Below are 26,501 nucleotides of genomic sequence, written 5' to 3'. Positions count from 1 at the left end.
AGGCCGATTACGACGACACGCGACTGCACAGGAAAAAAGAAAAGCCGCTCAAAAGCGGCTTTTCTTTTTATTACTGAGTGTGTTGCTGAAGTAGCAGAGGGCGGCGCGTTGCCTAGATGACGTGCTGTTCGTCGACTTTCTTACCGCCGACATGCAGCGTGGTGCCCTTGCCGTATTGCTTCGAGAGCAAATCGCGATACAGGCCCGGCCGCTGGCGCAATTCTTCCGGCGTGCCGTCGTCGATGACCTTGCCGGCGCTCATCACGATGATCCGGTCGAAGTTGTTCAGCGTCGACAACCGGTGCGCGATCGCGATCACCGTGCGGCCCACCATCAGCCGGTCGAGCGCCTTCTGGATCGCTTCTTCCGAGGCGCTGTCGAGCGCCGAGGTGGCTTCGTCGAGCAGCAGGATCGGCGCGTCCTTCAGGATCGCGCGCGCAATCGCGATGCGCTGGCGCTGTCCGCCGGAGAGCTTCACCCCGCGATCGCCGACGATGGTGTCGTAGCCTTCCGGCATGGCTTCGATGAAGTCGGCGCAGCGGGCTTCACGCGCGGCGGTGAGCACTTCTTCACGAGTCGCCTCAGGGCGGCCGTAAGCGATGTTCTCGTACACCGTGCGATGGAACAGCGAGATATCCTGGGGCACCAGCGCAATGCTATGGCGCAGGCTGTCCTGGGTGATCGTGGCGATGTCCTGGCCGTCGATCTTGATCGCGCCGCCCTGCGTCTCGTAGAAACGCTGCAGCAGCGCCAGCACTGTGGATTTGCCCGCGCCCGACTTGCCGATCAGGCCGACCCGCTGGCCCGGCTGGATATGCAGGTCGAAGTGGTCGAGAATCGGCCGGCGGCGCGGGTAGGCAAACGTCACCGCTTCAAAATCGACCCGGCCGCCTTGCGGAACAAGCTCGGTGGCGCCGTCGCGGTCCGGCATGCCGTGCGGCTCGAGCAGGGTGCGAACGGCCTCCGCGAGCCGCGCGACGTGCTGCGTGACGTCGACCAGCGCCACGGCCAGATCGCGCGTGCCGTGCAGAATCGTGAAGCCGAGCGAGCTGACCAGCACGATATCGCCGGAGGTCGCCTTGCCTTGATCCCACAGCCACAGCGCCCAGCCCAGCAAGCCCGCCGACAGCAGCGCGGTAATCACCGCGTGCAGCAGGCGCAGCTTTTCCAGATACAGCAGGCTTTGCTGACGCGCTTCCATTTCCGCTTTGACGGTCGCGCCGAAACGCTGCTGCTCGCGAAAAGTCATGCCGAAGGCGCGCACGAGGCCCATGTTGCTGATCACGTCGACCAGCTCGCCGTCCACCGAGGCGGCTTTCGTGGCGAAATGGTGATGCCGCGCCGAGCCACGCCCGGCGAGCTTGTAAAGGACGACCGACAGAATGGCCGAGCACAGCATCAGGCCGCCCGCCATCAGCGGATTCACGGCGATGATCATGACAATGGCGCCGAGCACCGCGATACACGGCGGCAGCACGTTCCAGGCGGTGGTGTTTTCCGCTGTGTAGACCGCGTTCGAGGTTGCCGTGATGCGGCTCGCCAGCATGCCCGGCTGTTTCTCCGAGTAGTAAGTCGGCGAATGGCCGCTCAGATACTGGAACAGGTCGCGCCGCAAGTCGCCGGTGACGGCGACGAACGTATGCGCGGCAACCCAGCCGCCGACCCGCCACAGCAGGTTGTCGGCGGCGATCAGGCCGACCAGGATGGCGAACGCGCCCCACAGCGGACCGGGGTGATGCCGGCCTTCGCCGAGCACGTCGATCAGATGCTTGATCGCGTATTGCGAAGCGAGCGCACAGCCCACGGCCGCGAACACGCTGCACAGGACGATCGCATGCGCGAGCGGATGGCGGCGGATAAAGCGGAAAAGAAACGCAAGCGGCCTGTGCGCATAGCTCGCAAGCTTTGCGTTCTCGGCGTTACGCTGGGCGATGGTTAAGTGTTCCAATTGATCGTGAGGTTGGTGTATTCAGGTTGTGCACGCAAGGCATGGGCCAGAGCAAAAGCGTTCGCCGCGAAGCCGATGCTTCGCATTGTAAACATGCAAAAGCGATTGCGCCCTGTGTATCCGGGCAATGACGCGACTGATTTCGCGATAGACGACCGCGACCTACTGTTGCTCGACCCGCCGATGGCGCGGTGGTTCATGCAGGCTGCGGAATATTTCAGGATATAATTACAAATTGCATTCAAGCGCGGTGCGGCAATTTTTCAACGTCTGCCGGCAAAGTTGACGCAAGAGCTTACAGCCGCCGCCTTCGGGTCAGCGTTGCAAGTCAGTTGCTACTGTAGAACTGTCTTATAAAACAAGGGTTTGTAAAGTGTTTCCCCTTTGTAACAACGTAAAGACTTTGAAATGTTGTGGTGCAGCGAGAGGCCCGGCATCGATAATGCATGCTCTGTTGGCCCACCGAAATTTCTGACAGTTTGTCAACGTAGGTGCCGTGTGTGCGTTTACCGGCACATGCGCAGACAGCGAACAGCTGAACTGGGCTCACTACCCAAGCGATCCATCGCAGGATTTCTCGAAAGAATCAGGCCCGCGCCGGCATATCCGGCCAGACTGCCCTGGCGAGCAAGCGAGTCGCTTTTACCAAACGCAGTTTTTTTGCCTGATTTTTTACGAGGAGTTCTTCATTATGCGAATCGCTCAAATCGCTCCCTTGCACGAGGCGGTTCCTCCCAAGCTTTACGGCGGGACGGAACGCGTGGTGTCCTACCTGACCGAAGCGCTGGTTGAGCAGGGCCATGACGTCACGCTTTTCGCAAGCGGCGATTCGCAAACCTCGGCAAAGCTCGAAGCTTTCTGGCCGCAGGCGCTGCGCCTCGATCCGACCATTCGCGACGTGATGGCGCCGCACATGCTGCTGCTCGAAGAAGTGCGCCGCCGCGCGGACGAATTCGACGTGCTGCATTTCCACATCGATTACTACCCGTTCTCGCTGTTCGCGCGCCAGCCGGTGCCGTTCCTGACCACGTTGCACGGCCGTCTCGATCTGCCGGAACTGCAACCGATCTTCAATACGTTCAGCGACGTGCCGGTGGTGTCGATTTCGGACAACCAGCGCATCCCGCTGCAACAGGCGAACTGGCTGCAAACCGTTTATCACGGTCTGCCGGAAGACGTGCTCACGCCGATCAAGGACGTCGAGCCGGGCTATCTCGCGTTCCTCGGCCGCGTCTCGCCGGAGAAGGGTCTCGACCGCGCGATCCGCATCGCCGGCCAGGCAGGCATGAAGCTCAAGGTCGCCGCCAAGATCGACAAGGCCGACCGTGCCTATTACGAAGAAGTGATCAAGCCGCTGATGGCGCTCCCGCACGTCGAATACATCGGTGAAATCGGCGAAGCCGAAAAGCGTGAGTTTCTCGGCAACGCGCATGCGCTGGTGTTCCCGATCGACTGGCCGGAGCCGTTCGGCCTGGTGATGATCGAAGCCATGGCGTGCGGTACGCCGGTCGTCGCGTTCAATCGCGGTTCGGTGCCGGAAGTGATCGAAAACGGCGTGTCGGGTTTTGTCGTCGAAGACGAAATCAGCGCGGTTGCCGCTGTGAAGCGTCTGCACACGCTGCCGCGCGCCAAGGTGCGTGCGGCGTTCGAAGCGCGCTTCTCGTCGAAGGTGATGGCGAAAAACTACGTCGCCACCTACGAAGAGCTGCTGCGCCAGAAGCATCGCACGGTGCTGCGCGAAGTCAACGCCGGCTAATGTGCGGTAAGTAAACACAGCCAGGCCACCTTGCTGGAGCGTTTTTGACTCCTCCAGCAAGGCGCGGCGCCCCCAGCGCTCAGAGGGTCCGGCTGCGCCCCAGCAACGCCCCGCGTGCATCTTGCCCACGGGGCGTTGTTGCATGAGCGCCGCGTTTTGGTGCGCGAGCGGCAGAAAGTACGGTTTTGGGACCGGCAAGAATGAGCCAGTCTCCGTAATATCCCTATAATGGCCGTGCCGCAAATTTGGCTGCGGCGCCGCCGACGACAGGAGGATGCCTTGGCGAGAACGAAAGAGACGCGTGCGAACGCGGCGCCCGGCGCCGGAACGATTTTCGCGCTGCGGGCCATCGGTCTCGTGCTCCTCGCTCGCTGGCTTTTTTCGATGGCGCAGATGGACCTGGGCGCGTCGCTGTCGGCGATGGTGTCCTCGCCGTGGGCGTGCATCAACCTCGTGTTCCTGTTCCTGCTGATCTTCCTGCCGGGTGCGCGCGCCGTGGCCGAGCGTCCGTTGCATCCGCTGCCGCAATGGCTGCGGCAGGCGCTGCGTCTGTTTGCTTTCCTCGGATTCCTGTTTGCGGTCTGGTCGGTCGGCGCGTTTGCCGCGAGCGCCGGTTGGCGCCGTGCCGCGCAGGCGGTGGCGGCCACCAACGGCTGGCTGCTGGCGGCGCCGGCGTTGTACGCGGCGGTCATGTGGATTTGCCGGCCGCGTGCACTGTGGCGAACCAATATCGCCGCGCGACGCTTTGCGATCGGCCGCTATGCGGTCGCGCTCGATCCGGCCACGCGCACGGTGGTCGTCTGGGCCGAGCGTCGCAAGGTGGGTCAGTACGACGCCCGCGAGTTGTCCGTGCGATGGGCGACGGGTCAAGACGGGAACGCGCGGCCGACGCCTGCCCCCGCGGTGGCCTTCGGTGTTGCCGGCGAAGCGGGCGGATCTGCGCCGCTGGGCTCGGCCAGTGCTCCGGCGTTGGCTCGCAGTGGTTTCGGTCGGCGTCCGAAAATCGAATTGCTGTGGGATTCGCCGGCTGCGGCAGGCCACAATCGGCAAACCGTGTTCCGCACCGCACTGACTACCGAGGGCGATCGGGTTGCCGCACGTGCGCTCGACACATCGTTGCAGCAAGTCTGAATCTGCCGCGTTGCATTCAGCTGGATACCGCCGCGGCTGATGCCGGCGTCGAAGTGAGCAGTAGTCGGTAATAATAAGAACAAGTGCCGCCCCGCGTTTCCAGTGGGCTCGTGGGACATACATCGATCGTATTGCGTCGTTTGCAGGAGTCGCTATGCTGGTTCGCTGGTTGCTTGCCGCCCTTCATCTGCTCGCTTATGGCTTCGCCCTCGCGTCGATTCTCCGGCGTACCTGGTCGCTGCGGCGAGCCAGCGTGCCCGCAGCGTTGCGATCCGTATTCCGAGCCGATACGAGATGGGGTCTTTCCGCGTTGGTGCTGATCGTCACCGGTCTGATGCGCGCCTTCGGCGGTTTCGAAAAGGGCGCCGACTACTATCTGCATGAGCCGCTCTTTCACGTCAAGATGACGCTGCTCATCCTGATACTTATCCTCGAAGTCCCGTCAATGCTCGCGCTGATGCGTTGGCGCGCCTCTATCAGAAAAGGCGCTCCGCCTGATTTGCGAAAAGCGCGTTTATATGCGCATCTCAGCGTGATCCAGACTGTTCTGCTGGTGCTGATGGTGTTCGCGGCTACCGGCATGGCGCGCGGTATCGGGTTGCCTGCGGGCGTGGTGTAGCCACGTGCTGAAGTGCAGGCCGGTTCGTCGTATGGGATCGCGATGCGCCGAACCCATGCAATACCGTCAATTGGGTTACGCGAAGAACGCGTCGCGGGTGAGCGAAAGAGGGCGTGCGTAACGCCCGCAGAAGTTGCCTCTTACCGGTGGCTTCTGCATGACGCTCCGCACGCTTGCAGCAATTTACTGCTCTACTACCAGGCTTGAATCGTCGAGCCGATTCGCCTTCGTGCCGTCGGTCTTGCGCATGACCTCCGAATCGCTCAAACCTTTGATCAACTCCAGCGCCTGACGTTCGAACAGCCGCCTGTACAGGCCGTTCTCGAGTCTGATCAACGACTCGTGACTCCCTTCCTCGATGACCTTGCCCTTGTCCAGCACCAGCAGTCTGTCCAGCGACCGCACGGTGGAAAGACGATGCGCCACCACCAGTGTCGTGCGGCCGACCATCAGCCGCTCCATGGCATGCTGGATCAGCACTTCGCTTTCGCTGTCGAGGCTCGAGGTCGCTTCGTCCAGAATCAGGATCGGTGCGTCCGCGAGAAACGCCCGCGCGATAGCGACCCGCTGACGCTCGCCACCCGAGAGCTTGACGCCGCGTTCGCCCACCAGCGTGTCGTAACCTTGCGGCAACGTCGCGATGAAGTCGTGCGCACTGGCGAGCCGCGCGGCGCGTTCGATCTCGGCGCGGCTCGCGCCGGGCCGTGCATAGGCGATGTTCTCCGCCAGCGAGCGGTGAAACAGCACCGGCTCCTGCTGAACGATCGCGATCTGACTGCGCAACGAAGCCTGCCGAACCCGGGCAATGTCCTGACCGTCGATCGTGATCCGGCCTTCCGAAATGTCGTACAGCCGCTGGATCAGCTTGATGAAGGTCGTCTTCCCGGAACCCGAGTGCCCGACCAGCCCAACGCGTTCTCCCGGCGCGATGCGCACGGAGAAGTTGTCGTAGAGCGGCGTAGCCTTCGTACCGTAGTGGAAGGTCACGTGCTCGAAGCGAATCTCGCCTTTGCCGATCGCGATCGGGCCCGCGCCGGGGCGGTCCTCGATACCTAACGGCTGCTTCTCCAGCGATACCAGTTCCTCCATGTCGTTGACCGAACGCTGCAGATTGCGGATGTGCATGCCCACATCGCGCAGATAGCCTTGCAGCATGAAGAACATCGTCAGCGCGAACGTGATGTCGCCGACGCTCGCTTCGCCGCGCACCCACAACAGCAACGCGACGCTGAGAATGGAGGCCTGGATTGCCACCAGCATGCCGCCCTGCAAGCCGCCGTTGATCGTGCCGCGCGTCCACGTGCGGCGCGTGCGATGGCGCCACTTGCCGATCACGCGCTCGAGCAGGACTTCTTCGCGCTCTTCGGCGCCGAACGCTTTCACCACGCCATTGCAACTGACGGCGTCGGCGAGGGCGCCGCCCATGCGCGTGTCCCATGCGTTAGCGAGGCGTGCGGCGGGCGCCACGACGCCGAGCGACATGGCCACGGTCACCGCGATATACAGCACCGAGCCAATACCGACGACCGCGCCCATCATCGGCCAGTGCCAGCCGAGCAGCACCGTTGCGCCGACCAGCATGGTCAGCGACGGCAACAGCGCGACCAGCAGCGTGTCGTTGAGCAGATCGAGCGCCCACATGCCGCGCGTGATCTTGCGCACCGTGGATCCGGCGAAGCTGTTGGCATGCCAGTCCGTCGAAAAGCGCTGCACGCGATGAAACGCATTCGCCGCGATGTCGCTCATCATCTTGAGCGTCAGTCTGATGAGGTTGAAGAACACGCCCTGGAGAAGCAGCGTCGCGCCGAGTCCAAGCGCGCCCAGCACGCAGAAGGCGCTAAGCGCCGCGTGCCACGCGACAGCGTCGCCGGCCGAGCCGGATGCGATCGCGTCGACGAGCCGTCCTGCGAACATCGGCGTGAAGATGTCTGCCAACGCCGAGAGCAGTGCCAGCGCGGCAATGGCGACGATGCGCCAAGGCTGCTTGGCCCAGTGACGGAAGGTGAACCCGAGGACATCCCTGAAGGCTTGTCCACGAAAGTCGAGTTTTTTTCTAGTCATTTGCCACGACCCGGTGGCGCGCGAACGCACCGAGGTTCCAGTCAGAAAGCGAAAGGAAGAGACAGTCAAGCGAGCCGAAATATATCGACAACGATGCCGGCAACGAAACTACGGACTGTCTGGAATTTGCGCGGACGGCCTGTTCAGGCTGAGCCGCGTGAGCGACGACGCGACGAACTTACAGTCGCGAGAACGGTCGAGAAACCATCCCAGGGACGACGATATGCACTGCGAACATGTGACGCCTCCCTGTAGTCGAATGAGGTGGTGAAAGTGGGCGGGCGAGTGCCCGAGAACTGACTATATCAGCAGTATTTGGCGACTGCAATCGTACGGAAGTTCGGTGTTGACTTCGACTCGGCGCAGGCGCAGGTGCGCATCAATGGGCACGTACGTGATTAATCCGCCGTCGCGCAGCGCGGAACGCGCATGCATGCAAAAACAAAAAAGCCCTCGACTCAAGTTCGAGGGCTTTCTTTTGCGGTTCTTCGGAACCCAGTGAATTCTGGTGGGTGGTACAGGGATTGAACCTGTGACCCCTGCCGTGTGAAGGCAGTGCTCTACCGCTGAGCTAACCACCCGAAGAGAGCCGAATTATGTCAGGGTTTTTTACGCCCGTAAAGTACTTTTTAAGCGGTTTGCTCATCCGCAGCCGGTGCGGGTTCGAGACGCCACACGCTCGTGCCTTTGACCGCTTTGTCTAGACCGTCGAGCACGGCCTGATGTTCTGCGACTTCGTCATCGCTCGCGGCGACCACGACCAGATTCAGCGAATCGATCGCGATGCGCGGCGCGTGCGCATCGCCGCCACCGTGCGAATCGCCGAGCATGTCGATGACGAGGCTTTCCTGGCCGCGCGTCATCGCCAGATAAACCTCGGCGAGCAATTCGGAGTCGAGCAGCGCGCCGTGCAGGGTGCGGTGCGCGTTGCTGATACCGAAACGGTCGCACAACGCATCGAGTGAATTGCGCTTGCCCGGGAACATCTGCTTGGCGCGCGCGAGTGTGTCGATGATCTCGCCGCAGTAGGTTTTCACCGGCGGCAAGCCGAGCAGCGCAAATTCGGCATCGAGAAAGCCGATGTCGAACGGCGCGTTGTGAATGATCAGGTCCGCGTCCTGAATGAAGTCGCGAATCTGATCGGCGATCTCGGCGAACTTCGGCTTGTCGCTCAGGAACTCGGTGGTCAGCCCGTGAACCGCCAGTGCGCCCGGATCGCTCTCGCGTTCCGGGTTGATGTAGAAGTGCAGGTTGTTGCCCGTGAGCCGGCGGTTCACCATTTCGACGCAACCGAGTTCAAGGATCCGGTCGCCGGTTCGTGCATTCAGGCCGGTGGTTTCGGTATCGAGGATGAGTTGACGCATGTCGGATTAGCCTGCTCTAAAAAAATCAGCGAAAAAAGCCGGACGCCTGGACGCCGGCATGGGCAGCGTGCCGCGGGTCACATTTCTGCGAGTGACGCGACGCCGCGATTGGCCAGTTGATCCGCGCGTTCGTTTTCCGGGTGGCCATTGTGACCACGTACCCAGCGCCATTCGATTTCGTGCTGCGCGACGAGCGCATCGAGCCGCTTCCAGAGATCGGCGTTCTTCACCGGTTGCTTCGCGGCGGTGATCCAGCCTTTTTTCTTCCAGCCGTGAATCCACTCGCTGATGCCTTTCTGCACGTACTGCGAGTCGGTGTGCACGACGGCCTTGCAAGGGCGCTTGAGCGCCTCGAGCGCGGCAATCACGCCCATCAGTTCCATGCGGTTGTTGGTGGTGTTGGGCTCGCCGCCGAACAGTTCTTTTTCCTGGTCGCCGAAGCGCAGCAGCGCGCCCCAGCCGCCAGGGCCAGGGTTGCCCTTGCAGGCGCCGTCGGTGTAAATATCGATGATGTCGGAAGTCATTGAGTATGGTTGCGTGTGTTCGGAGTGGCGGCGGGCGCGAGGCCCGCGGCGAGGACAGGTTTCTTCACTTTCAGCGGACCGACGAGGCGCATGCCGCGCACGCGCTTGATCGCCTTGATCATGTAGGTGGCGCCGAAAATCGGCCACCAGCGGTCGCCGGCGGCTTCCATAAAACCATAGCGGGACAGCCATTGTTCGCTGCCGAGCGGCGGACGATAGCAGCCGAAGCGCCCGCGTTCAAGGTCGAAACCCAGCAATTTGATCCAGTCTTTTAAGCGCGTGAAGGCGATCAGGTCGACTGCCGCCGGCACGAACGGCCGGCCGGTCATCTTGCCGACCGATTGGCGCGCGCCCCACAGCGACAGCGAATTGAAGCCGAGAATGATCAGTTGGCCTTCGGGCATCAGCACGCGCTCGGCTTCGCGCAGCAGCCGGTGCGGGTCGCTCGTGAATTCCAGCGTGTGCGGCATGACGATCAGGTCGACGCTCTGTGCTTCGAACGGCAAGTCGAGCAGGTCGCACCAGACCGCGCTGCGTCCGGCCGGCGCCGGCAAACCCGCGGGCCGGCCCTGGGCTGCGCTGTTGCCCATGCCGTTACCCGAGCCATTCCCGGCACGCCCGGGGCCGCGCGGGAAAGTGTAGGGCGCACTCGCACCGCTCGCTGCGTCGAGCACGAGTCCGCGGCACGGCATGCGGTTTTCACGCAAGGCGTCGAGCTGCGGCAGGCCGAGTTGCAGCGCATGGTAACCGAACACGTCCGACACCACGCGGTCGAGCTGGGTCTGTTCCCACTCGAGCACGTAGCGGCCGGGTGGCGAATCGGTCCAGGCAGGCCAGTCTATAATCGCTCGGTCAGTCATATCAGAGAATGCGTCGCCTATGAATGCGCTCGAGTACGTACCGGTCCCGGCGTTTGAAGACAATTACATCTGGGTCGTTTCCGACGGGCATCACGCGGTGGTCGTCGATCCGGGTGAGGCCGCTCCCGTGCGCGCCTATCTGGCGAAGCGGGGTTGGCGGCTGAGCGCTATTTTACTCACGCACCATCATCAAGACCATGTCGGTGGGGTGGCCGATCTGCTGAACGGCCAGGCCGTTCCAGTGTACGGCCCCGCCGGTGAGGCGATCCAGCATCTCACGCACCGTCTCAAAAACGGCGATCACGTGACGATTGCGGCCCCCGCACTCGAATTCAGCGTGCTCGACGTGCCCGGTCACACGAGCGGCCACATTGCCTATTTTCAGGCGGCCGACCCGCGCGGTACGCCGCACGTGTTTTGTGGCGATACGCTGTTCGCGTGTGGCTGCGGCCGCCTGTTCGAAGGCACGCCCACGCAGATGCTGGCGTCGCTGGATTCGCTGGCCGCGCTCCCCGGCGCGACCGAGGTTCACTGCGCCCACGAGTACACCTTGTCGAACATCCGCTTCGCGCTCGCCTGCGAGCCGGGTAACGCCGAACTGCAAGCCTGGCGCGACACGGCGAGCGAATTGCGCGCGCGCCATGTGCCGACGTTGCCCACTACCATCGCCCATGAGCGCGCCGTGAACCCGTTTTTACGCGCGGACAGTCCGGCGATTCGCACCACCCTGCAAGAGCAGTTGCACGAAAAAGTGTCCGATCGCCTGACGGCATTTACGCTGATGCGCGAATGGAAAAACCGCTTCCGTTGACCTGATCGGCATCAGGGTATTCCTCACGCGAAGACTCGCAAAAATTCGCCAAGCCCAAGATTTCCTTGATATTTTTAGTAATTTTCCGATTGACGTAAACGTTGCCGTTTCGTACTATCGGCTGCAAATTCCAGCCCTTATGGAAGCCGAGACGTTCATGCGATTTATCTTTAGTGCGTTGTTGGTCCTGACACTCGCCGCTTGCGCGAGTCAGGGACCGGCGACGAATAGCCCGACCACCGCAACAAACCCCGCCAGCCAGCAAGCCGTAGCCGACGCCCTTCGCAAGACAGCCACCGCCAAAGAGACGATCAACGTCGACCAGGGTTCGGTCAGTCAACTGACGAGCGCAGACGCCGATTTGTGGGGCCGTATTCGCCGTGGTTTTCAAATGCCGGATCTGCAAACCGACCTGGTCGACATGCAGGTCAACTGGTATGCGCAGCGCCCGGACTACGTGCAGCGCATGACCGAGCGCTCGCAGAAATACCTGTACCACATCGTCGAAGAGCTCGAAGCGCGCCATATGCCGACCGAGCTCGCGTTGCTGCCGTTCATCGAATCCGCGTACAGCCCGCAGGCGTTGTCGGTGGCGAAGGCTGCCGGCATGTGGCAGTTCATGCCGGGTACGGGCCGCACCTACAACCTCAAGCAGAACATGTGGCAGGACGAGCGCCGCGACGTGCTGGCCTCGACCAGCGCCGCGCTCGACTACCTGTCGCGTCTGCATGACATGTTCGGCGACTGGCAACTGGCGCTCGCTGCCTACAACTGGGGCGAGGGCAACGTGCAGCGCGCGATCGCGCGCAACGAAGCGGCGGGGCTGCCCACCGACTACCTCAGCCTGCGCATGCCGAACGAGACGCGCAACTACGTGCCCAAGCTGCAGGCGGTGAAGAACATCGTGATGAATCCGCAGATGTACGGGCTCACGCTGCCGTCTATTCCGAATCACCCGTATTTCGTCACGGTTACGACCTCGCACGACATCGATGTGGACATGGCGGCGAAACTTGCCAATCTGTCGCCGGACGAATTCCGCTCGCTGAATCCGTCGTTCAGGAAGCCGGTGATTCTCGGCGCCACGCAGCCGCAAATCCTGCTGCCGTTCGATAACGCCAGCGCCTTCGAACGTAATCTGAAGACCTATTCCGGCTCGCTGTCGTCCTGGACCACGTACACGGTCACGGAGCGTTCGGCGCCGGCGGCGATCGCGCAAAAGATCGGTGTCGACGCCGACACGCTGATGGAAGTGAACAAGATCCCGGCCGGCATGCGTTTGAAACCGGGTTCCACGATCGTGGTGCCGCGTGGTTCGGACGACGACGAAGACATCAGTGCCGACGTCGCGGAAAGCGCCGTGCTCGCCATGGAGCCGGACGTTCCCGACACCCGCAAGATGCTGATCCGCGTGCGTCGCAATCAATCGATGGCCGCCATCGCAGTGCGTTACGGTGTTTCGATCGGTCAATTGAAGGCGTGGAATCGCACGCGTCGCGATCAGGTTTCACGTGGCCAGGTGATCGTGCTGCACGTGCCGGTCGGCAAGGCAATGCCGAGCGAACCCGGACCGGAGCGCATCGCGACCGACGTGCAAGGCGGCGGTGTCGAGAAGATCGGTACCCGCGTCGCAGACACGAGGAGCGATTCGCGCTACGATAAGAAGAAGGGTCGTGGCCGCGCCGCCGTGGTGAAGGTGTCTGAGCCGGTGAGCAAAGCCAGTAAGCCGACAGCGTCCGGCGCCAGCAAGGGCAAAGTGGCGAAAGTGTCGGCTTCCACGTCCAGCAAGGCGTCGAAGGCCGCGGCAGATAGCCGCCAGAAGACCGTGGCCAACGCGAAGAAGGGTAAGTAGACCAAAAGCGGCTTCCACGGTAGTGACCACATGCGTTGCGGGGGCAGCGCGTGGATTGCGCTCCGATCACGCACCGTGTTATTCCGACGCCGTCACCTTAGGGTGACGGCGTTTTTCATTGTGCAGAGCAATTCAGGCGAAGTTCGCGCAATTCATTTATCGTTCGTGCTCAGGCCTTGTTCGCCGCTTATTCCAAAGTTTATGTCGTCGACCCAGCTGCGCGTTTTTCTTCTGTTTTCCGCCGGTTACTTCGTTTCGTACGTGTTTCGCGGCGTCAATCTCGGTTTTGCTCCCTTCATCACGCACGATCTCGGCTTGTCGGCCACGGATCTTGGCTTGCTGACCAGTCTGTATTTCCTCGGTTTCGCGGGTGCGCAGATTCCGGCCGGCGTGCTGCTCGACCACTACGGCGCGCGCCGCGTGACGGCGGTCACCATGCTGTTTGCTGCCCTCGGAATAGGGGTGTTCGGCGAGGCGCACAGCGTCGGCATGATGATGTTTGGACGCCTGCTGATCGGCGTCGGCGTCTCGGTATGTCTTGGCGCGGCCTTCAAGGCGTTGGCGCAGCATTTCGAGCCGGGGCGTCTGCCGTTGATGAACGGGCTGGTGATGGCGATCGGCGGCTTCGGCGGTGTGATGGTCGGCTCGCCGCTCACGTGGGTGCTGGGTGTCGCCAGTTGGCGTACGGTCTGCATCGGTCTTGGCCTGCTGACGGTGGTGGTGGCGCTGGCGCAATGGACGCTTGCACCTGACACGAAGGAAACTCGCCACCAGGCCAGCATCGGCGCTCAGTTCAAAGGCACCCTCCATATCTTGAGAAGCGCGGCGTTCTGGAAGATCGGGTCGTTTTCCATCGTCACGCAAGGCGTGTTCTACGCGATGCAGTCGCTGTGGGTCGGCGCCTGGTTGCGCGACGTGCAGGGTTTCGCGCCGCGTGAGGCCGCGTCGCTGGTATCGATTCTCGGTTTTGCGATGATGGCCGGTTGCGTCGGTTTTGGCGCAGCCGCGCGCGGACTGGAGCGGCGCGGAATTTCGTTATATGCGTTTTGCGGCATTGGCATGGCGCTCTACCTGCTGACCCAACTGCTGATCATGTTCAATGCGCCGCTGCCCGCGAGTCTGCTGTGGGCGGCATACGGGGTTTTCGGCGGGACCGGCATTCTCAGCTACGCGGTCATGGCGCGGCACTTTCCGGCGCAGATGATCGGCCGGGTGAATACCACACTAACGCTGATCATCTTTCTGCTGATTTTCGGCTTCCAGATCGGCGTCGGGGCGGTGCTGTCGCACTGGCCGGCCCATGACGGTCATTATCCGGCGGCCGCGCATCTGACTGCCTGGGGCATTCTGGTGACGCTGCAGGTGTTGAGCGCGATCTGGTACGTATTGCCCGGCCGCGCACGGCTTCAGCCGGCGTACGTGCCAGCGGAACAGCAGGTTTAAGGCTCTTGCGGCTGGTTCGAAGGGTGGTGTCATATTTGCCGGTCTTATCCCGATTCCGACCCATGTAAATTTTGTCTGGCGGCTTCCAGCTCAAGCGCAGCAAGGCTTTAACCCATTTCGGGCCGTACCGGCCTACGCCGGCTCGCCATCTCGGATTTGGAGGGAAGGGTAGTTTCGCGCTATAATTCCAAGGTTTGAGCTTATCAACCCGCACCCTAGCGCCTACCTCTCCCATACCGTTCATCCGCCGCGCGCTTTTGACGCCCCGCACCCAGCCGATCTGTCCACACAATGGACCCATCGCGCCCCTTGCGACGTCACGAGCAGTACGCGAGCGAGTCTGCGCGCGCATCCTGTCGATGCGTTTCGCTGCGGCTCGCAGTCGGATAGACAGGTCGGCAACAGGGTGTTCCCCAAGGAGTCTCCCGTGTTGCCGTCATTTTCTCCCGCTTTGCTCGCACTCGCCGACGGCACGGTCTTTCGTGGTTACTCGATCGGCGCCCCCGGGCATACGATCGGCGAAGTCGTGTTCAACACCGCTATCACCGGCTATCAGGAAATCCTGACTGACCCGAGCTACGCGCGCCAGATCGTGACCCTCACGTATCCGCACATTGGTAACGTCGGCGTGAATGCCGAAGACGTCGAAGCTACGAAAGTCCATGCCGCCGGCCTGATCATCCGTGATCTGCCGGTTCTCGCGTCGAACTTCCGCATGGAGCGCACGCTCCCGCAATACCTCACGGACGAAGGCGTGGTCGCCATCGCCGGTCTCGACACCCGTATGCTGACGCGCGTGCTGCGCGACAAGGGTGCGCAGAACGGCGCGATTCTCGCCGGTTCGGATGACGAAGCGAAGGCAATCGAACTCGCGCGTTCGTTCCCGGGTTTGTCGGGCATGGATCTCGCGAAAGTCGTGTCGACGAAGGAAACCTACGAATGGAGCCAGACCGAATGGCGTCTGGGTTCCGGCTACGGCACGCAGAACGCGCCGAAGTACCGCGTGGTCGCGTTCGATTACGGCGTGAAGTACAACATCCTGCGCATGCTGGCCGAGCGCGGCTGCCACGTCACGGTGCTGCCGGCAGAAGCTTCCGCGGCTGACGCGCTCGCGCTCAACCCGGACGGCATCTTCCTGTCGAACGGCCCGGGCGACCCGGAGCCGTGCGATTACGCGATTCGCGCCACCAAAGAGCTGATCGAGCGCGGCATTCCGACCTTCGGCATCTGCCTCGGCCACCAGATCATGGGCCTCGCCGTCGGCGCGAAAACCATGAAGATGAAGACGGGCCACCACGGCGCGAACCATCCGGTGAAGGATCTTGGCGATGGCCGCGTGGTCATCACGTCGCAGAACCACGGCTTCGCGGTCGACGCCGACACGCTGCCGGCCAATGCCAAGGTCACGCACATCTCGCTGTTCGACGGCACGTTGCAAGGCTTCGCGCTGACCGACAAGCCGGCGTTCTGCTTCCAGGGTCACCCGGAAGCATCGCCCGGTCCGCACGACATCGCCTATCTGTTCGATCGCTTCACGGCGTTGATGGACACGAAGAAGGCGGGCAAGTCTGCAGCGGTCGCAGCGGCATAAGCAGAAGCATGTGAAGCGCCCCGGCGGCGCGCGGCTCGCAACGCGATTGGCGCCCTCGGCGCGAAGCAAGGCGAGCCGCACACAACAGAGCGCGCGCAGCGGTGAAACGACGCGCGCCGACGGAAAGAATTCAGGAATACATTAGCGAGAGCGTTATGCCCAAGCGGACAGACATTAAAAGCATCCTCATCATCGGCGCGGGTCCGATCATCATCGGCCAGGCGTGCGAGTTCGACTACTCGGGCGCGCAGGCATGCAAGGCGCTGCGTGAGGAAGGCTACAAGGTCATTCTCGTCAACAGCAATCCGGCGACGATCATGACCGACCCGAACACGGCCGACGTGACCTACATCGAGCCGATCACGTGGGAAGTGGTAGAGCGCATCATTGCCAAGGAGCGCCCGGACGCGATCCTGCCGACAATGGGCGGCCAGACCGCGCTGAACTGCGCGCTGGATCTGCATGCGCACGGCGTGCTGGACAAGTACAAGGTCGAGCTGATCGGCGCTTCGCCGGAAGCGATCGACAAGGCGGAAGACCGTCAGAAGTTCAAAGACGCGATGACCAAGATCGGCCTCGGTTCGGCCAAGTCGGGCACCGCGCATTCCATGGAAGAAGCGCTGGCAGTGCAAGCGGACATCGCGTCGCAAACCGGCAGCGGCGGCTACCCGGTGGTGATCCGTCCGTCGTTCACGCTGGGCGGTTCGGGCGGCGGCATCGCGTACAACCGCGACGAATTCGAGGAGATCTGCAAGCGCGGTCTCGACCTGTCGCCCACGCGCGAACTGCTGATTGAAGAATCGCTGCTCGGCTGGAAAGAGTACGAGATGGAAGTGGTCCGCGATAAGAAGGACAACTGCATCATCGTTTGCTCGATCGAAAACCTGGACCCGATGGGCATCCACACCGGCGACTCGATCACCGTCGCGCCGGCGCAAACGCTCACGGACAAGGAATACCAGATCCTGCGTAACGCATCGCTCGCCGTGCTCCGCGAGATCGGTGTGGACACGGGCGGTTCGAACGTGCAGTTCTCGATCAATCCGAAAGACGGCCGGATGATCGTGATCGAAATGAATCCGCGCGTGTCGCGTTCGTCGGCACTGGCCTCGAAGGCGACCGGCTTCCCGATCGCGAAGGTCGCGGCGAAGCTGGCCGTCGGCTACACGCTGGACGAGTTGAAGAACGAAATCACCGGCGGCCAGACGCCGGCTTCGTTCGAACCGACGATCGACTACGTCGTCACCAAGATTCCGCGTTTCGCGTTCGAAAAATTCCGCGAGGCCGATTCGCGCCTGACCACGCAGATGAAGTCGGTCGGCGAAGTGATGGCCATCGGCCGCACCTTCCAGGAATCGTTCCAGAAGGCGCTGCGCGGCCTCGAAGTGGGCGTGGACGGTCTGGACGAAAAGACCGACAACCGCGACGAGATCATCCGCGAGATCGGCGAAGCCGGCCCGGATCGCATCTGGTATGTCGGCGACGCGTTCCGCATCGGCATGACGGCCGAAGAGATCTTCGAAGAGACCTCGATCGACCCGTGGTTCCTCGCGCAGATCGAACAGATCATCCTGAAGGAAAAGGCGCTGGCCGGCCGCACGCTGGCAAGCCTGTCGAAGGAGGAACTCAAGTATCTGAAGCAAAGCGGCTTCTCGGACCGTCGCCTTGCCAAACTGCTCGGCGCGAAGCCGGCTGAAGTGCGTCAACGCCGTATCGAGTTGAACGTGCGCCCGGTCTACAAGCGCGTCGATACGTGCGCGGCCGAGTTCGCCACGAAAACCGCCTACATGTACTCGACCTATGAGGAAGAGTGCGAAGCGAACCCCACGAACAACAAGAAGATCATGGTGCTGGGCGGCGGCCCGAACCGGATCGGCCAGGGTATCGAGTTCGACTACTGCTGCGTGCACGCCGCGCTCGCCATGCGCGAAGACGGCTACGAAACGATCATGGTCAACTGCAACCCTGAAACCGTTTCGACCGACTACGACACCTCCGATCGTCTGTACTTCGAATCGCTGACGCTCGAAGACGTGCTCGAAATCGTCGACAAGGAAAAGCCGGTTGGCGTGATCGTTCAGTACGGCGGTCAAACGCCGCTGAAGCTCGCGCTCGATCTCGAGGCGAACGGTGTGCCGATCGTCGGCACGTCGCCGGACATGATCGACGCCGCGGAAGACCGCGAGCGTTTCCAGAAGCTGCTGCAGGATCTCGGCCTGCGTCAGCCGCCGAACCGCACCGCGCGTGCTGAAGACGAAGCGCTCAAGCTCGCCGAAGAAATCGGCTATCCGCTGGTGGTGCGTCCGTCGTACGTGCTGGGTGGCCGCGCGATGGAAATCGTCCACGAGCCGCGTGACCTCGAGCGCTACATGCGCGAGGCCGTGAAGGTGTCGAACGATTCGCCGGTGCTGCTCGACCGCTTCCTGAACGACGCGATCGAATGCGACGTGGATTGCATTTCGGATGGCGAAGCCGTGTTCATCGGCGGCGTGATGGAGCACATCGAACAGGCGGGCGTCCACTCGGGCGACTCGGCTTGCTCGCTGCCGCCGTACTCGCTGTCGAAGGAAACCATTGCTGAGTTGAAGCGCCAGACCGGCGCAATGGCGAAGGCGCTGAACGTGATCGGCCTGATGAACGTGCAGTTCGCGATCCAGCAGGTGCCGCAGGCGGACGGTTCGAAAGAGGACGTGATCTACGTGCTCGAAGTGAATCCGCGTGCATCGCGTACTGTGCCGTACGTCTCGAAGGCGACCAGCCTGCCGCTCGCCAAGATCGCCGCACGCGCGATGGTCGGCCAGAAGCTCGCGCAACAGGGCGTGACGAAGGAAATCGATCCGCCGTATTTCAGCGTGAAGGAAGCCGTGTTCCCGTTCGTCAAGTTCCCGGCAGTCGATCCGGTGCTCGGACCGGAAATGCGTTCGACCGGTGAAGTGATGGGCGTGGGTCAGACGTTCGGCGAAGCGCTGTTCAAGTCGCAGCTCGCGGCAGGTTCGCGTCTGCCGGAGTCGGGTACGGTGCTGCTGACCGTGATGGACGCCGACAAGCCGAAGGCCGTCGAAGTCGCGCGCATGCTGCACGAACTCGGCTATCCGATCGTCGCGACCAAGGGCACGGCGGCCGCGATCGAAGCGGCCGGTGTGCCGGTCAAGGTCGTCAACAAGGTGAAGGACGGCCGTCCGCACATCGTCGACATGATCAAGAACGGTGAAATCGCGCTGGTCTTCACGACCGTCGACGAAACCCGTGCGGCGATCGCCGACTCGCGTTCGATCCGCATGAGCGCGCAGGCGAACAAGGTCACGTACTACACCACAATGTCCGGTGCGCGGGCCGCGGTTGAAGGTTTGCGCTATTTGAAGGACCTGGAAGTCTATGATTTACAAGGTCTTCACGCTCGCCTAAACTAAGGCTTCGAATACCTGTCCAAGATGTAAGTGCCGCGGTTAAGCGGCGTTCCGCAGGTGCTTGGGTCCCGGGCTTTGTCCGGCGCTCTGGCACCCCCGGAATGCACTTAACCGCGGTGATTTTTTTTACGGCTGTTTTTTGCATAGAGTTGTTTATGAGCACTGTTCCATTGACTAAGCGCGGCGCGGAAATGTTGCGCGATGAATTGCAGCGCCTGAAATCGGTTGAGCGTCCCTCGGTGATCAATTCGATCGCGGAAGCGCGTGCCCAGGGCGATCTGTCTGAAAACGCGGAATATGACGCGGCGAAGGAAAAGCAGGGCTTTGTCGAAGGCCGTATTGCCGAAATCGAATCGAAGCTGGCCGGCGCGCAGGTGATCGACCCGTCCAAGGTGGAGGCGGACGGCCGCGTGGTGTTCGGTGCAACGCTGGAACTGGAGGACCTCGATTCGGGTGCGAAGGTCAAATACCAGATCGTCGGCGACGACGAAGCGGACATCGACCACGGTCTGATCTCGATCAGCTCGCCGATCGCGCGCGCATTGATCGGCAAGTCGGAAGGCGACGTTGCATCGGTGCAGGCGCCGGGCGGCGTGCGCGAGTACGAAATCATCGCAGTTAGCTACATTTGAAGGCGGCGCCGGTGTCCTTGATGCCGCATCGACTGTTCCGTCTGCTGACGGTGGCGTGGGTCGGTAGTCTGTTGACTATCGGCTATGCCGTCGCGCCGGTGTTGTTCACGTCGCTCGACCGGATGACGGCGGGCGCGGTGGCGGCGCAGCTGTTTCGTATTGAAGGCGTGCTGGGCGCGGTGTGCGGTATTTTGCTGCTGGGTCTGGCAAACGTACTGGTTCGCCGGGGCAGCGACGCTTATCGTCGTTTGCGCTGGTTGATCGTCGGCATGCTGGTGTGCGTGCTGGTGGGTTACTTTGCGCTGCAGCCGTTCATGAATGCGATGCGCATTGCCGCGCTGGAAGCGGGCAGTGATGTCGGGCATTCGGCTTATGCGACGCGTTTCGGCATTCTGCACGGCGTGTCGAGCCTGTTTTACCTGATCGAAAGCCTGCTGGGCGTGGCGCTGGTGTGGAAGCTGCCGGCGAGCGTCGGCGTGGAGGCAGCGGGGCAGGCCGCTCGCAACGCTGCGGGGAAGGCGGCAGGTTAAGTGGTGCCGCTCCGGCGTGCTTAAAGCGGGTTTGCCTGCAAAGTGGCGCAAGTGGCGTTACCCGAGCGGCGTGACCCAGGCGGCCTGAGCAGTTCACGCCAAGGTGCGGACACCGCCCGCACCCTTCATCATTCGCTTACTTCGACGACTGGTGCGCGCGCTTCGCGCTGGTCTGGCGCTTCTTGGCGCGCTTGATATTGCCGCCTTGCGTGACGCGTTCATTGCCGCGCACCACGACTGCTTTTGCCTTCGGCTTACGCATCGGGATTTCGCTGGGCTTCACCACCGTGACCACGCGCGGGGCGCGGCCTTTACCCGGTTTGGCTTCGACAGCCGCTTCGCGGGCGCTCGGCAGGGCGCCGCGCTTGGCCTTCACGGCCGGTTGCGCTGCTTCCGGCTTCCAGATCACGAGCAGCTTGCCGATATGCTGGATTGGCGCGGCGTTCAGCTTGTCGCAGATCTGTTCGTAAATGGCGATGCGTTCTTCGCGTTCGTCGCCGAATACGCGGATTTTGATCAGTTGATGCGCGCCAAGGTGGACCTTGATTTCCGACAGCACAGCGTCGGTCAAGCCTTCGGCGCCGACGAGCACGACCGGTTTGAGCGCATGTGCCTGGGAGCGCAACTCGGCGCGTTGGTCGGAAGAGACTTTAAGGGCTGGCATGGAAAGTGGGAGACTCGACTAAAATGGCGGCACCTGCAGTCCGGACAGATCCGGGCCATGGCGCAGGGCGGCGCGTCAGAACAACAGAATCGCGGATGACTGCCAGTTTTGGCGGTGGCCGCGCGAATTAACCGCGTATTATCCCCTAAAGCGCGACATCACGCAGCAAGAGTTCTACCTTTAATGGCAAAAAACAAGTTCAATACCGCGTGGCTGCACGATCACATCAACGACCCGTACGTAAAAATGGCGCAGCGGGAGGGTTACCGTGCCCGTGCGGCCTATAAGCTGAAGGAAATCGACGAGCAGGACAAGCTGATCCGGCCGGGCCAGGTGATCGTCGACCTCGGCTCCACGCCGGGCAGCTGGAGCCAGTACGCCCGTAACAAGCTCGCCAGGGGTTCGCAGCGCGACGCCGAGCGCGAGGGCGGGATTGACGGTACGATCATCGCGCTGGACATGCTGCCCATGGAGCCGATCGCCGACGTTCACTTCATCCAGGGCGACTTCCGCGAAGACTCGGTTCTCGAACAACTCGAAGAATTAGTCGGGGAACGCCAGGTGGACCTTGTAATTTCGGATATGGCGCCCAACCTGTCGGGAGTGGCGGTGGCGGATGCCGCGCGAATCGAGCATTTGTGCGATATCGCGATGGAATTTTCGCAAAACCACCTGAAGCCGGATGGCGCCCTTTTAGTCAAATGTTTTCATGGCAGCGGTTATAGCCAGATTGTCGAAAAGTTTAAGCGCCAGTTCAAGGTGGTGGCGGCCCGCAAGCCGAAAGCCTCGCGGGACAAATCGTCAGAAACGTTTATTTTGGGTAAGCATCTCAAGCGGCCCGCGTAGGTTCGCTGCGGGACGGTTCCGCATCTGCCGTTAATGTGCCCAAGGCGCCGGAAATCGGCGCGCTGACGGCCTGCCACGCTATTTATGTGGTAGTGAAACGTTATGGCAGGGGTCTGCGGACTGGATTAGAATGCTTTCGTGGTGCCGCAAGGCAAATGTAGGCGCCCGTCTAAGTGAAGGAGTGGTGCTTTGAACAACAATATGTTTTCGAAGGCAGCAGTGTGGCTGGTTATCGCACTGGTGCTGTTTACGGTGTTCAAGCAGTTCGACAAGCCCCGTGTCCAGGAAGGCGTTTCCTATTCGCAGTTCATGGACGACGCGAAGAACGGCAAAGTCAAGAACGTCATTGTCCAGGGGCGGAACCTCACGGTCACTCCAGCAGACGGCCAGAAGTACCAGATCGTGTCGCCGGGCGACATCTGGATGGTCGGCGATCTGATGAAGTATGGCGTTCAGGTGAGCGGCAAGGCTGATGACGAACCGAATGCGCTGGTGTCCGCGCTGTACTACCTCGGACCGACGATCCTGATCATCGGCTTCTGGTTCTACATGATGCGACAGATGCAGGGAGGCGGGAAAGGCGGTGCGTTCTCGTTCGGTAAATCCCGTGCACGTCTGATCGACGAAAATAACAACGCAATCAATTTCACCGACGTCGCCGGTTGCGACGAAGCCAAGGAAGAAGTCTCCGAACTGGTCGACTTCCTGCGCGATCCGCAGAAATTCCAGAAGCTGGGCGGACGCATTCCGCGCGGCGTGCTGCTGGTCGGCCCGCCGGGAACCGGTAAGACGTTGCTGGCGCGCGCTATCGCCGGTGAGGCGAAGGTGCCGTTCTTCAGCATCTCGGGTTCGGACTTCGTGGAAATGTTTGTGGGTGTCGGCGCGGCGCGTGTGCGCGATATGTTCGAGCAGGCCAAGAAGCATGCACCGTGTATCGTGTTCATCGACGAAATCGACGCGGTCGGCCGTCATCGTGGCGCCGGCATGGGCGGCGGTAACGACGAACGCGAACAGACCTTGAATCAGATGCTGGTCGAGATGGACGGTTTCGAGGCGAACTCGGGCGTGATCGTGATCGCTGCAACGAACCGTTCGGACGTGCTGGACAAGGCGCTGCTGCGTCCGGGCCGTTTCGACCGTCAGGTGTATGTCGGTCTGCCGGACATCCGCGGCCGCGAGCACATCATGAAGGTTCATCTGCGCAAGGTGCCGATTTCGAACGACGTCGACGCAGCGGTGATCGCACGCGGCACGCCGGGCTTCTCGGGCGCCGATCTGGCGAACCTGGTCAACGAGGCAGCCTTGTTCGCGGCTCGCCGCGGCAAGCGCATCGTCGAAATGACGGACTTCGAAGACGCGAAAGACAAGATTTTCATGGGTCCGGAGCGCAAGTCGGCCGTGATTCGCGAAGAATCGAAGCGTGCTACGGCGTATCACGAGTCGGGTCACGCGGTCATCGCCAAGCTGTTGCCGAAGGCCGATCCGGTGCACAAGGTCACGATCATCCCGCGCGGCCGTGCGCTGGGCGTCACGTGGCAGTTGCCGGAGCATGACAACGAAACGTATTCGAAGGACTACCTGCTGGATCGCCTCGCGATCCTGTTCGGTGGCCGTGTCGCGGAAGAGCTGTTCCTGAACCTGATCAGCACGGGCGCATCGGACGACTTCAACAAGGCAACGGCTACGGCCCGCGCCATGGTGGCCCGCTTCGGTATGACGGACGCACTCGGACCGATGGTCTACGTCGACGACGAAAACGACGCAACGCCGTTTGGCCGCGGTTTCACGCGCACCATTTCGGAAGCGACGCAGCAGAAGGTCGACGCGGAAATCCGCCGCGTGCTGGACGAGCAGTACACCCTCGCCAAGCGCCTGCTGGACGAAAACCGCGACAAGGTCGAAGCAATGACCGCCGCACTGATGGAGTGGGAAACGATCGACGCCGATCAGATCAACGACATCATGGCAGGCCGTCCGCCGCGTTCGCCGAAGAGCTCGCCGCCTTCGGCAAGCGACGCCTCCTCGGGCGGCAGCCCGGGCACTGAGGTCAAGCCAGGCAGCGCGACCGCGCCGGCCTGATAGGCGACCAGTAGAAAGTGCGGGCCGGTGTGTTTCACACCGGCCCGTTTTGCATTTATCCGTTTTACGTGATTGACCGCTACGTGTCGAAAGTCGAATTCCCTTTTTTCCCCATCCCCGAACCGCTGCAATGCGGCCGCTTCAAGCTGACCTTTGAACGCCCGTTGATCATGGGCATCCTGAACGTCACGCCCGATTCGTTTTCCGACGGCGGCCAATACGCAATGCGCGGCGATGCGCTGCGCCAGGCCGAGCGCATGCTGCTCGACGGCGCGGATATTATCGACATCGGCGGCGAATCGACCCGCCCGGGTGCGCCGCCCGTGCCGCTCGACGAAGAACTGGAGCGGGTGATCCCGCTGGTCGAGCAACTGCGCGGCGCGAATGTGCCGCTCTCGGTCGATACGTACAAGCCGGAAGTGATGCGTCATGCACTGGCCGCGGGTGCCGACCTGATCAACGATATCTGGGGCTTCCGGATGCCTGGTGCGGTCGAGGCCGTTCGCGACAGCGAGTGCGGTCTGTGCGTGATGCACATGCTCGGCGAGCCGCAGACCATGCAGCTCGGTGAGCCCGCCTATGGCGACGTGGTGAGCGAGATCCGGCAGTTTCTCGAAGAAAGGGTGGCCACCCTGCGGCAGGCGGGCATCGCCCGTGCGCGCATTAGCGTGGATCCGGGCTTTGGCTTTGGCAAGGCAGTGGTCGAACATAATTACGCGTTACTCGCGCATCTGCCGGACACGGCGCCGCAGGCCGATCCGCCGTACCCCATTCTCGCCGGCATGTCGCGCAAGTCGATGGTCGGCGCGGTAGTCGGACGCCCGGCGCCGGAGCGCGTCGCGGGCAGCATCGCCGCAGCGGTGTGCGCCGCCGAACGCGGCGCGGCGATTCTGCGCGTGCACGACGTCGCGCAAACAGTGGATGCATTGAAAGTATGGGCGGCCATGCGCGACGCGGCGAAGCATAGCCGCGCGCGCGGCTGAACCCGCAAGCCAAGGAGGCACATAAAACATGGCACGTCGTTATTTCGGAACGGACGGGATTCGGGGCAAAGTCGGCGAAGGTCCGATTACGCCGGAATTTGTATTGCGGCTCGGCTACGCCGCCGGCAAGGTGCTCGCGGGCGCGGACCGCTGGGCGAGAACGGGCGCACGGCCCACCGTACTGATCGGCAAGGACACACGAGTGTCGGGCTATATGCTCGAAGCCGCGCTCGAAGCGGGTTTTTCGGCGGCAGGTGTCGACGTCATGCTGGCCGGCCCGATGCCGACCCCTGGCATCGCCTATTTGACGCGCGCACTGCGGCTGGCCGCGGGCGTGGTGATCAGCGCGTCCCACAACCCGTACTACGACAACGGCATCAAATTCTTCTCCGCCGACGGCAACAAGCTGCCCGATGAAGTGGAATTGCAGATCGAAGAACAACTCGACTTGCCGCTCGCCTGCGCGGCCTCCGAGCAACTCGGCAAGGCGCGGCGCCTCGATGACGCAGCCGGCCGCTACATCGAGTTTTGCAAGAGCACCTTCCCGGCAGCGTTCGATTTGCGCGGCCTGAAGCTGGTGGTCGACTGTGCACACGGTGCCGCGTACGACGTCGCGCCGCATGTATTCCACGAGCTTGGCGCCGACGTGATCCCTATCGGCGTCGCGCCGAACGGTTTCAACATCAATGACGGTGTGGGCGCGACCGCGCCGGACGCGCTGGTGCGCGCGGTGCGCGCGAACCACGCGGATCTCGGTATCGCGCTCGACGGCGACGCCGACCGGCTGCAGGTCGTGGACGCGGCAGGTCGCCTGTATAACGGCGACGAGCTGCTGTACGTGCTGGTCAAGGACCGGATGGCGACCGACGGCAAAGTGGAAGGCGCGGTCGGCACCCTGATGACCAACATGGCAGTCGAAGTCGCACTGCAGCGAGCCGGCGTGAAGTTTGTCCGCGCGGCGGTGGGCGATCGCTACGTGCTCGAGCAGTTGCGCGAACACGGCTGGCAACTAGGTGCAGAAGGCTCCGGCCATATTCTCTCCCTTGACCGCCATTCGACCGGTGACGGCATCGTGTCGGCCCTGCTGGTGCTGGCCGCGATGAAGCGCAGCGACAAAACGCTTGCCGAGCTGCTCCACGGCGTGACGTTGTTCCCGCAGAAACTGATCAACGTGCGGATGCAGCCCGGCGCCGACTGGAAGGGCAGCGACGCGATCCGCAGCGCCATCAGCAAGGCCGAGGAAGCGCTGAACGGCCGCGGCCGTGTGCTCATTCGCGCGTCGGGCACCGAGCCCGTGCTGCGCGTGATGGTCGAGGCGGAAAATGTCGACGACGCGGTTCGTCATTCCGACGCGATTGCCAACGCGGTGAAGCAAGCTACGGCCTAAACCACGCATCTGG

General features: G+C 62.3%; 21 protein-coding genes and 1 tRNA gene. 15 read left to right on the top strand and 7 right to left on the bottom strand.

Features of this window, described 5'->3' with window-relative positions; genetic code table 11:
• Positions 1 to 112: 112 nt before the first annotated feature.
• Entirely contained in the window at positions 113 to 1,948 is a 1,836-nt protein-coding gene (locus ACOSV0_RS14685; RefSeq protein ID WP_434106883.1) for an ABC transporter ATP-binding protein, read from the bottom strand.
• Between ACOSV0_RS14685 and ACOSV0_RS14680 the strand changes: the two genes are divergently transcribed.
• From ACOSV0_RS14680 to ACOSV0_RS14665, 4 genes are all read left to right on the top strand, one after another.
• Positions 1,940 to 2,176 carry a hypothetical protein gene (locus ACOSV0_RS14680; protein WP_434106882.1) on the top strand — a complete coding sequence of 79 codons (237 nt, stop codon included), beginning with the start codon at positions 1,940 to 1,942 and terminating at the stop codon, positions 2,174 to 2,176. The genes ACOSV0_RS14685 and ACOSV0_RS14680 overlap by 9 nt on opposite strands.
• A 463-nt stretch (positions 2,177 to 2,639) precedes the next feature.
• Complete coding sequence (locus ACOSV0_RS14675) at positions 2,640 to 3,704, top strand: glycosyltransferase family 4 protein (RefSeq protein WP_434106881.1); 1,065 nt, start codon at positions 2,640 to 2,642, stop codon at positions 3,702 to 3,704.
• 279 nt (positions 3,705 to 3,983) lie between these two features.
• Positions 3,984 to 4,835 carry a hypothetical protein gene (locus ACOSV0_RS14670; protein WP_434106879.1) on the top strand — a complete coding sequence of 284 codons (852 nt, stop codon included), beginning with the start codon at positions 3,984 to 3,986 and terminating at the stop codon, positions 4,833 to 4,835.
• A gap of 154 nt (positions 4,836 to 4,989) precedes the next feature.
• The gene (locus ACOSV0_RS14665; protein WP_434106878.1) at positions 4,990 to 5,454 is read left to right on the top strand and encodes a DUF2214 family protein; all 465 of its coding nucleotides are present in this window, start codon (positions 4,990 to 4,992) and stop codon (positions 5,452 to 5,454) included.
• A 183-nt stretch (positions 5,455 to 5,637) separates the two neighbouring features.
• On the opposite strand, the gene ACOSV0_RS14660 is transcribed toward ACOSV0_RS14665, so the two are convergent.
• From ACOSV0_RS14660 to ACOSV0_RS14640, 5 genes are all read right to left on the bottom strand, one after another.
• Positions 5,638 to 7,515 carry an ABC transporter ATP-binding protein gene (locus ACOSV0_RS14660; protein ID WP_434106877.1) on the bottom strand — a complete coding sequence of 626 codons (1,878 nt, stop codon included), beginning with the start codon at positions 7,513 to 7,515 and terminating at the stop codon, positions 5,638 to 5,640.
• Between the two features lie 506 nt (positions 7,516 to 8,021).
• Positions 8,022 to 8,096: transfer RNA gene (locus ACOSV0_RS14655), tRNA-Val, on the bottom strand.
• 48 nt (positions 8,097 to 8,144) lie between these two features.
• Complete coding sequence (gene dnaQ / locus ACOSV0_RS14650) at positions 8,145 to 8,879, bottom strand: DNA polymerase III subunit epsilon (protein ID WP_434106876.1); 735 nt, start codon at positions 8,877 to 8,879, stop codon at positions 8,145 to 8,147.
• 77 nt (positions 8,880 to 8,956) lie between these two features.
• Positions 8,957 to 9,403: a ribonuclease HI gene (gene rnhA / locus ACOSV0_RS14645; protein ID WP_172172995.1), complete on the bottom strand. Its 447-nt coding sequence runs from the start codon at positions 9,401 to 9,403 to the stop codon at positions 8,957 to 8,959.
• Positions 9,400 to 10,263 (bottom strand): class I SAM-dependent methyltransferase, encoded by an 864-nt coding sequence (locus tag ACOSV0_RS14640; protein WP_434106875.1) that lies wholly within the window; start codon positions 10,261 to 10,263, stop codon positions 9,400 to 9,402. The genes rnhA and ACOSV0_RS14640 overlap by 4 nt, the downstream gene beginning before the upstream one ends.
• Positions 10,264 to 10,282: 19 nt before the next feature.
• On the opposite strand from ACOSV0_RS14640, the gene gloB reads away from it, so the two are divergent.
• The 7 genes from gloB (at position 10,283) to ACOSV0_RS14605 (ending at position 20,529) form a co-directional block, all read left to right on the top strand.
• Positions 10,283 to 11,074 (top strand): hydroxyacylglutathione hydrolase, encoded by a 792-nt coding sequence (gloB, locus tag ACOSV0_RS14635; RefSeq protein ID WP_434106874.1) that lies wholly within the window; start codon positions 10,283 to 10,285, stop codon positions 11,072 to 11,074.
• A gap of 157 nt (positions 11,075 to 11,231) precedes the next feature.
• Positions 11,232 to 12,926 carry a transglycosylase SLT domain-containing protein gene (locus tag ACOSV0_RS14630; protein WP_434106873.1) on the top strand — a complete coding sequence of 565 codons (1,695 nt, stop codon included), beginning with the start codon at positions 11,232 to 11,234 and terminating at the stop codon, positions 12,924 to 12,926.
• A gap of 201 nt (positions 12,927 to 13,127) precedes the next feature.
• Positions 13,128 to 14,369, top strand: a complete 1,242-nt coding sequence (locus tag ACOSV0_RS14625; protein WP_434106872.1) for an MFS transporter — start codon at positions 13,128 to 13,130, stop codon at positions 14,367 to 14,369.
• Between the two features lie 427 nt (positions 14,370 to 14,796).
• Entirely contained in the window at positions 14,797 to 15,960 is a 1,164-nt protein-coding gene (gene carA / locus ACOSV0_RS14620; protein WP_434106871.1) for a glutamine-hydrolyzing carbamoyl-phosphate synthase small subunit, read from the top strand.
• A 155-nt stretch (positions 15,961 to 16,115) separates the two neighbouring features.
• Positions 16,116 to 19,370, top strand: a complete 3,255-nt coding sequence (carB, locus tag ACOSV0_RS14615; RefSeq protein WP_434106870.1) for a carbamoyl-phosphate synthase large subunit — start codon at positions 16,116 to 16,118, stop codon at positions 19,368 to 19,370.
• Between the two features lie 152 nt (positions 19,371 to 19,522).
• Positions 19,523 to 19,999 (top strand): transcription elongation factor GreA, encoded by a 477-nt coding sequence (greA, locus tag ACOSV0_RS14610; protein ID WP_408443618.1) that lies wholly within the window; start codon positions 19,523 to 19,525, stop codon positions 19,997 to 19,999.
• 20 nt (positions 20,000 to 20,019) lie between these two features.
• Positions 20,020 to 20,529 carry a DUF4149 domain-containing protein gene (locus ACOSV0_RS14605; protein ID WP_434106869.1) on the top strand — a complete coding sequence of 170 codons (510 nt, stop codon included), beginning with the start codon at positions 20,020 to 20,022 and terminating at the stop codon, positions 20,527 to 20,529.
• Between the two features lie 136 nt (positions 20,530 to 20,665).
• Here ACOSV0_RS14605 and ACOSV0_RS14600 read toward each other — a convergent pair whose 3' ends face one another.
• Positions 20,666 to 21,193, bottom strand: a complete 528-nt coding sequence (locus ACOSV0_RS14600) for a YhbY family RNA-binding protein (RefSeq protein WP_434106868.1) — start codon at positions 21,191 to 21,193, stop codon at positions 20,666 to 20,668.
• Positions 21,194 to 21,376: 183 nt separating this feature from the next.
• On the opposite strand from ACOSV0_RS14600, the gene ACOSV0_RS14595 reads away from it, so the two are divergent.
• From ACOSV0_RS14595 to glmM, 4 genes are all read left to right on the top strand, one after another.
• Positions 21,377 to 22,039 (top strand): RlmE family RNA methyltransferase, encoded by a 663-nt coding sequence (locus ACOSV0_RS14595; protein WP_434106867.1) that lies wholly within the window; start codon positions 21,377 to 21,379, stop codon positions 22,037 to 22,039.
• Between the two features lie 189 nt (positions 22,040 to 22,228).
• Complete coding sequence (gene ftsH, locus ACOSV0_RS14590) at positions 22,229 to 24,118, top strand: ATP-dependent zinc metalloprotease FtsH (RefSeq protein WP_115780595.1); 1,890 nt, start codon at positions 22,229 to 22,231, stop codon at positions 24,116 to 24,118.
• 83 nt (positions 24,119 to 24,201) lie between these two features.
• On the top strand, positions 24,202 to 25,101 hold the full coding sequence (folP, locus tag ACOSV0_RS14585; protein ID WP_434106866.1) for a dihydropteroate synthase: 900 nt from the start codon (positions 24,202 to 24,204) through the stop codon (positions 25,099 to 25,101).
• Positions 25,102 to 25,129: 28 nt separating this feature from the next.
• Positions 25,130 to 26,488: a phosphoglucosamine mutase gene (gene glmM, locus ACOSV0_RS14580; RefSeq protein ID WP_434106865.1), complete on the top strand. Its 1,359-nt coding sequence runs from the start codon at positions 25,130 to 25,132 to the stop codon at positions 26,486 to 26,488.
• Positions 26,489 to 26,501 lie beyond the last annotated feature (13 nt).

Source organism: Paraburkholderia caffeinilytica, from assembly GCF_051027425.1.
Taxonomy (GTDB): Bacteria; Pseudomonadota; Gammaproteobacteria; order Burkholderiales; family Burkholderiaceae; genus Paraburkholderia; species Paraburkholderia caffeinilytica_A.
The sequence above is the reverse complement of the archived record's forward strand: the minus strand, read 5'-3'. Positions and strand labels throughout refer to the sequence as shown.

Coding starts and splice junctions, on each gene's coding strand:
- ACOSV0_RS14675 (WP_434106881.1), top strand. CDS start 2,640: ATGCGAATCGCTCAAATCGCTCCCTTGCACGAGGCGGTTCCTCCCAAG.
- ACOSV0_RS14665 (WP_434106878.1), top strand. CDS start 4,990: ATGCTGGTTCGCTGGTTGCTTGCCGCCCTTCATCTGCTCGCTTATGGC.
- ACOSV0_RS14660 (WP_434106877.1), bottom strand. CDS start 7,515: ATGACTAGAAAAAAACTCGACTTTCGTGGACAAGCCTTCAGGGATGTC.
- dnaQ (WP_434106876.1), bottom strand. CDS start 8,879: ATGCGTCAACTCATCCTCGATACCGAAACCACCGGCCTGAATGCACGA.
- rnhA (WP_172172995.1), bottom strand. CDS start 9,403: ATGACTTCCGACATCATCGATATTTACACCGACGGCGCCTGCAAGGGC.
- ACOSV0_RS14640 (WP_434106875.1), bottom strand. CDS start 10,263: ATGACTGACCGAGCGATTATAGACTGGCCTGCCTGGACCGATTCGCCA.
- gloB (WP_434106874.1), top strand. CDS start 10,283: ATGAATGCGCTCGAGTACGTACCGGTCCCGGCGTTTGAAGACAATTAC.
- ACOSV0_RS14630 (WP_434106873.1), top strand. CDS start 11,232: ATGCGATTTATCTTTAGTGCGTTGTTGGTCCTGACACTCGCCGCTTGC.
- ACOSV0_RS14625 (WP_434106872.1), top strand. CDS start 13,128: ATGTCGTCGACCCAGCTGCGCGTTTTTCTTCTGTTTTCCGCCGGTTAC.
- carB (WP_434106870.1), top strand. CDS start 16,116: ATGCCCAAGCGGACAGACATTAAAAGCATCCTCATCATCGGCGCGGGT.
- greA (WP_408443618.1), top strand. CDS start 19,523: ATGAGCACTGTTCCATTGACTAAGCGCGGCGCGGAAATGTTGCGCGAT.
- ACOSV0_RS14605 (WP_434106869.1), top strand. CDS start 20,020: ATGCCGCATCGACTGTTCCGTCTGCTGACGGTGGCGTGGGTCGGTAGT.
- ACOSV0_RS14600 (WP_434106868.1), bottom strand. CDS start 21,193: ATGCCAGCCCTTAAAGTCTCTTCCGACCAACGCGCCGAGTTGCGCTCC.
- ACOSV0_RS14595 (WP_434106867.1), top strand. CDS start 21,377: ATGGCAAAAAACAAGTTCAATACCGCGTGGCTGCACGATCACATCAAC.
- glmM (WP_434106865.1), top strand. CDS start 25,130: ATGGCACGTCGTTATTTCGGAACGGACGGGATTCGGGGCAAAGTCGGC.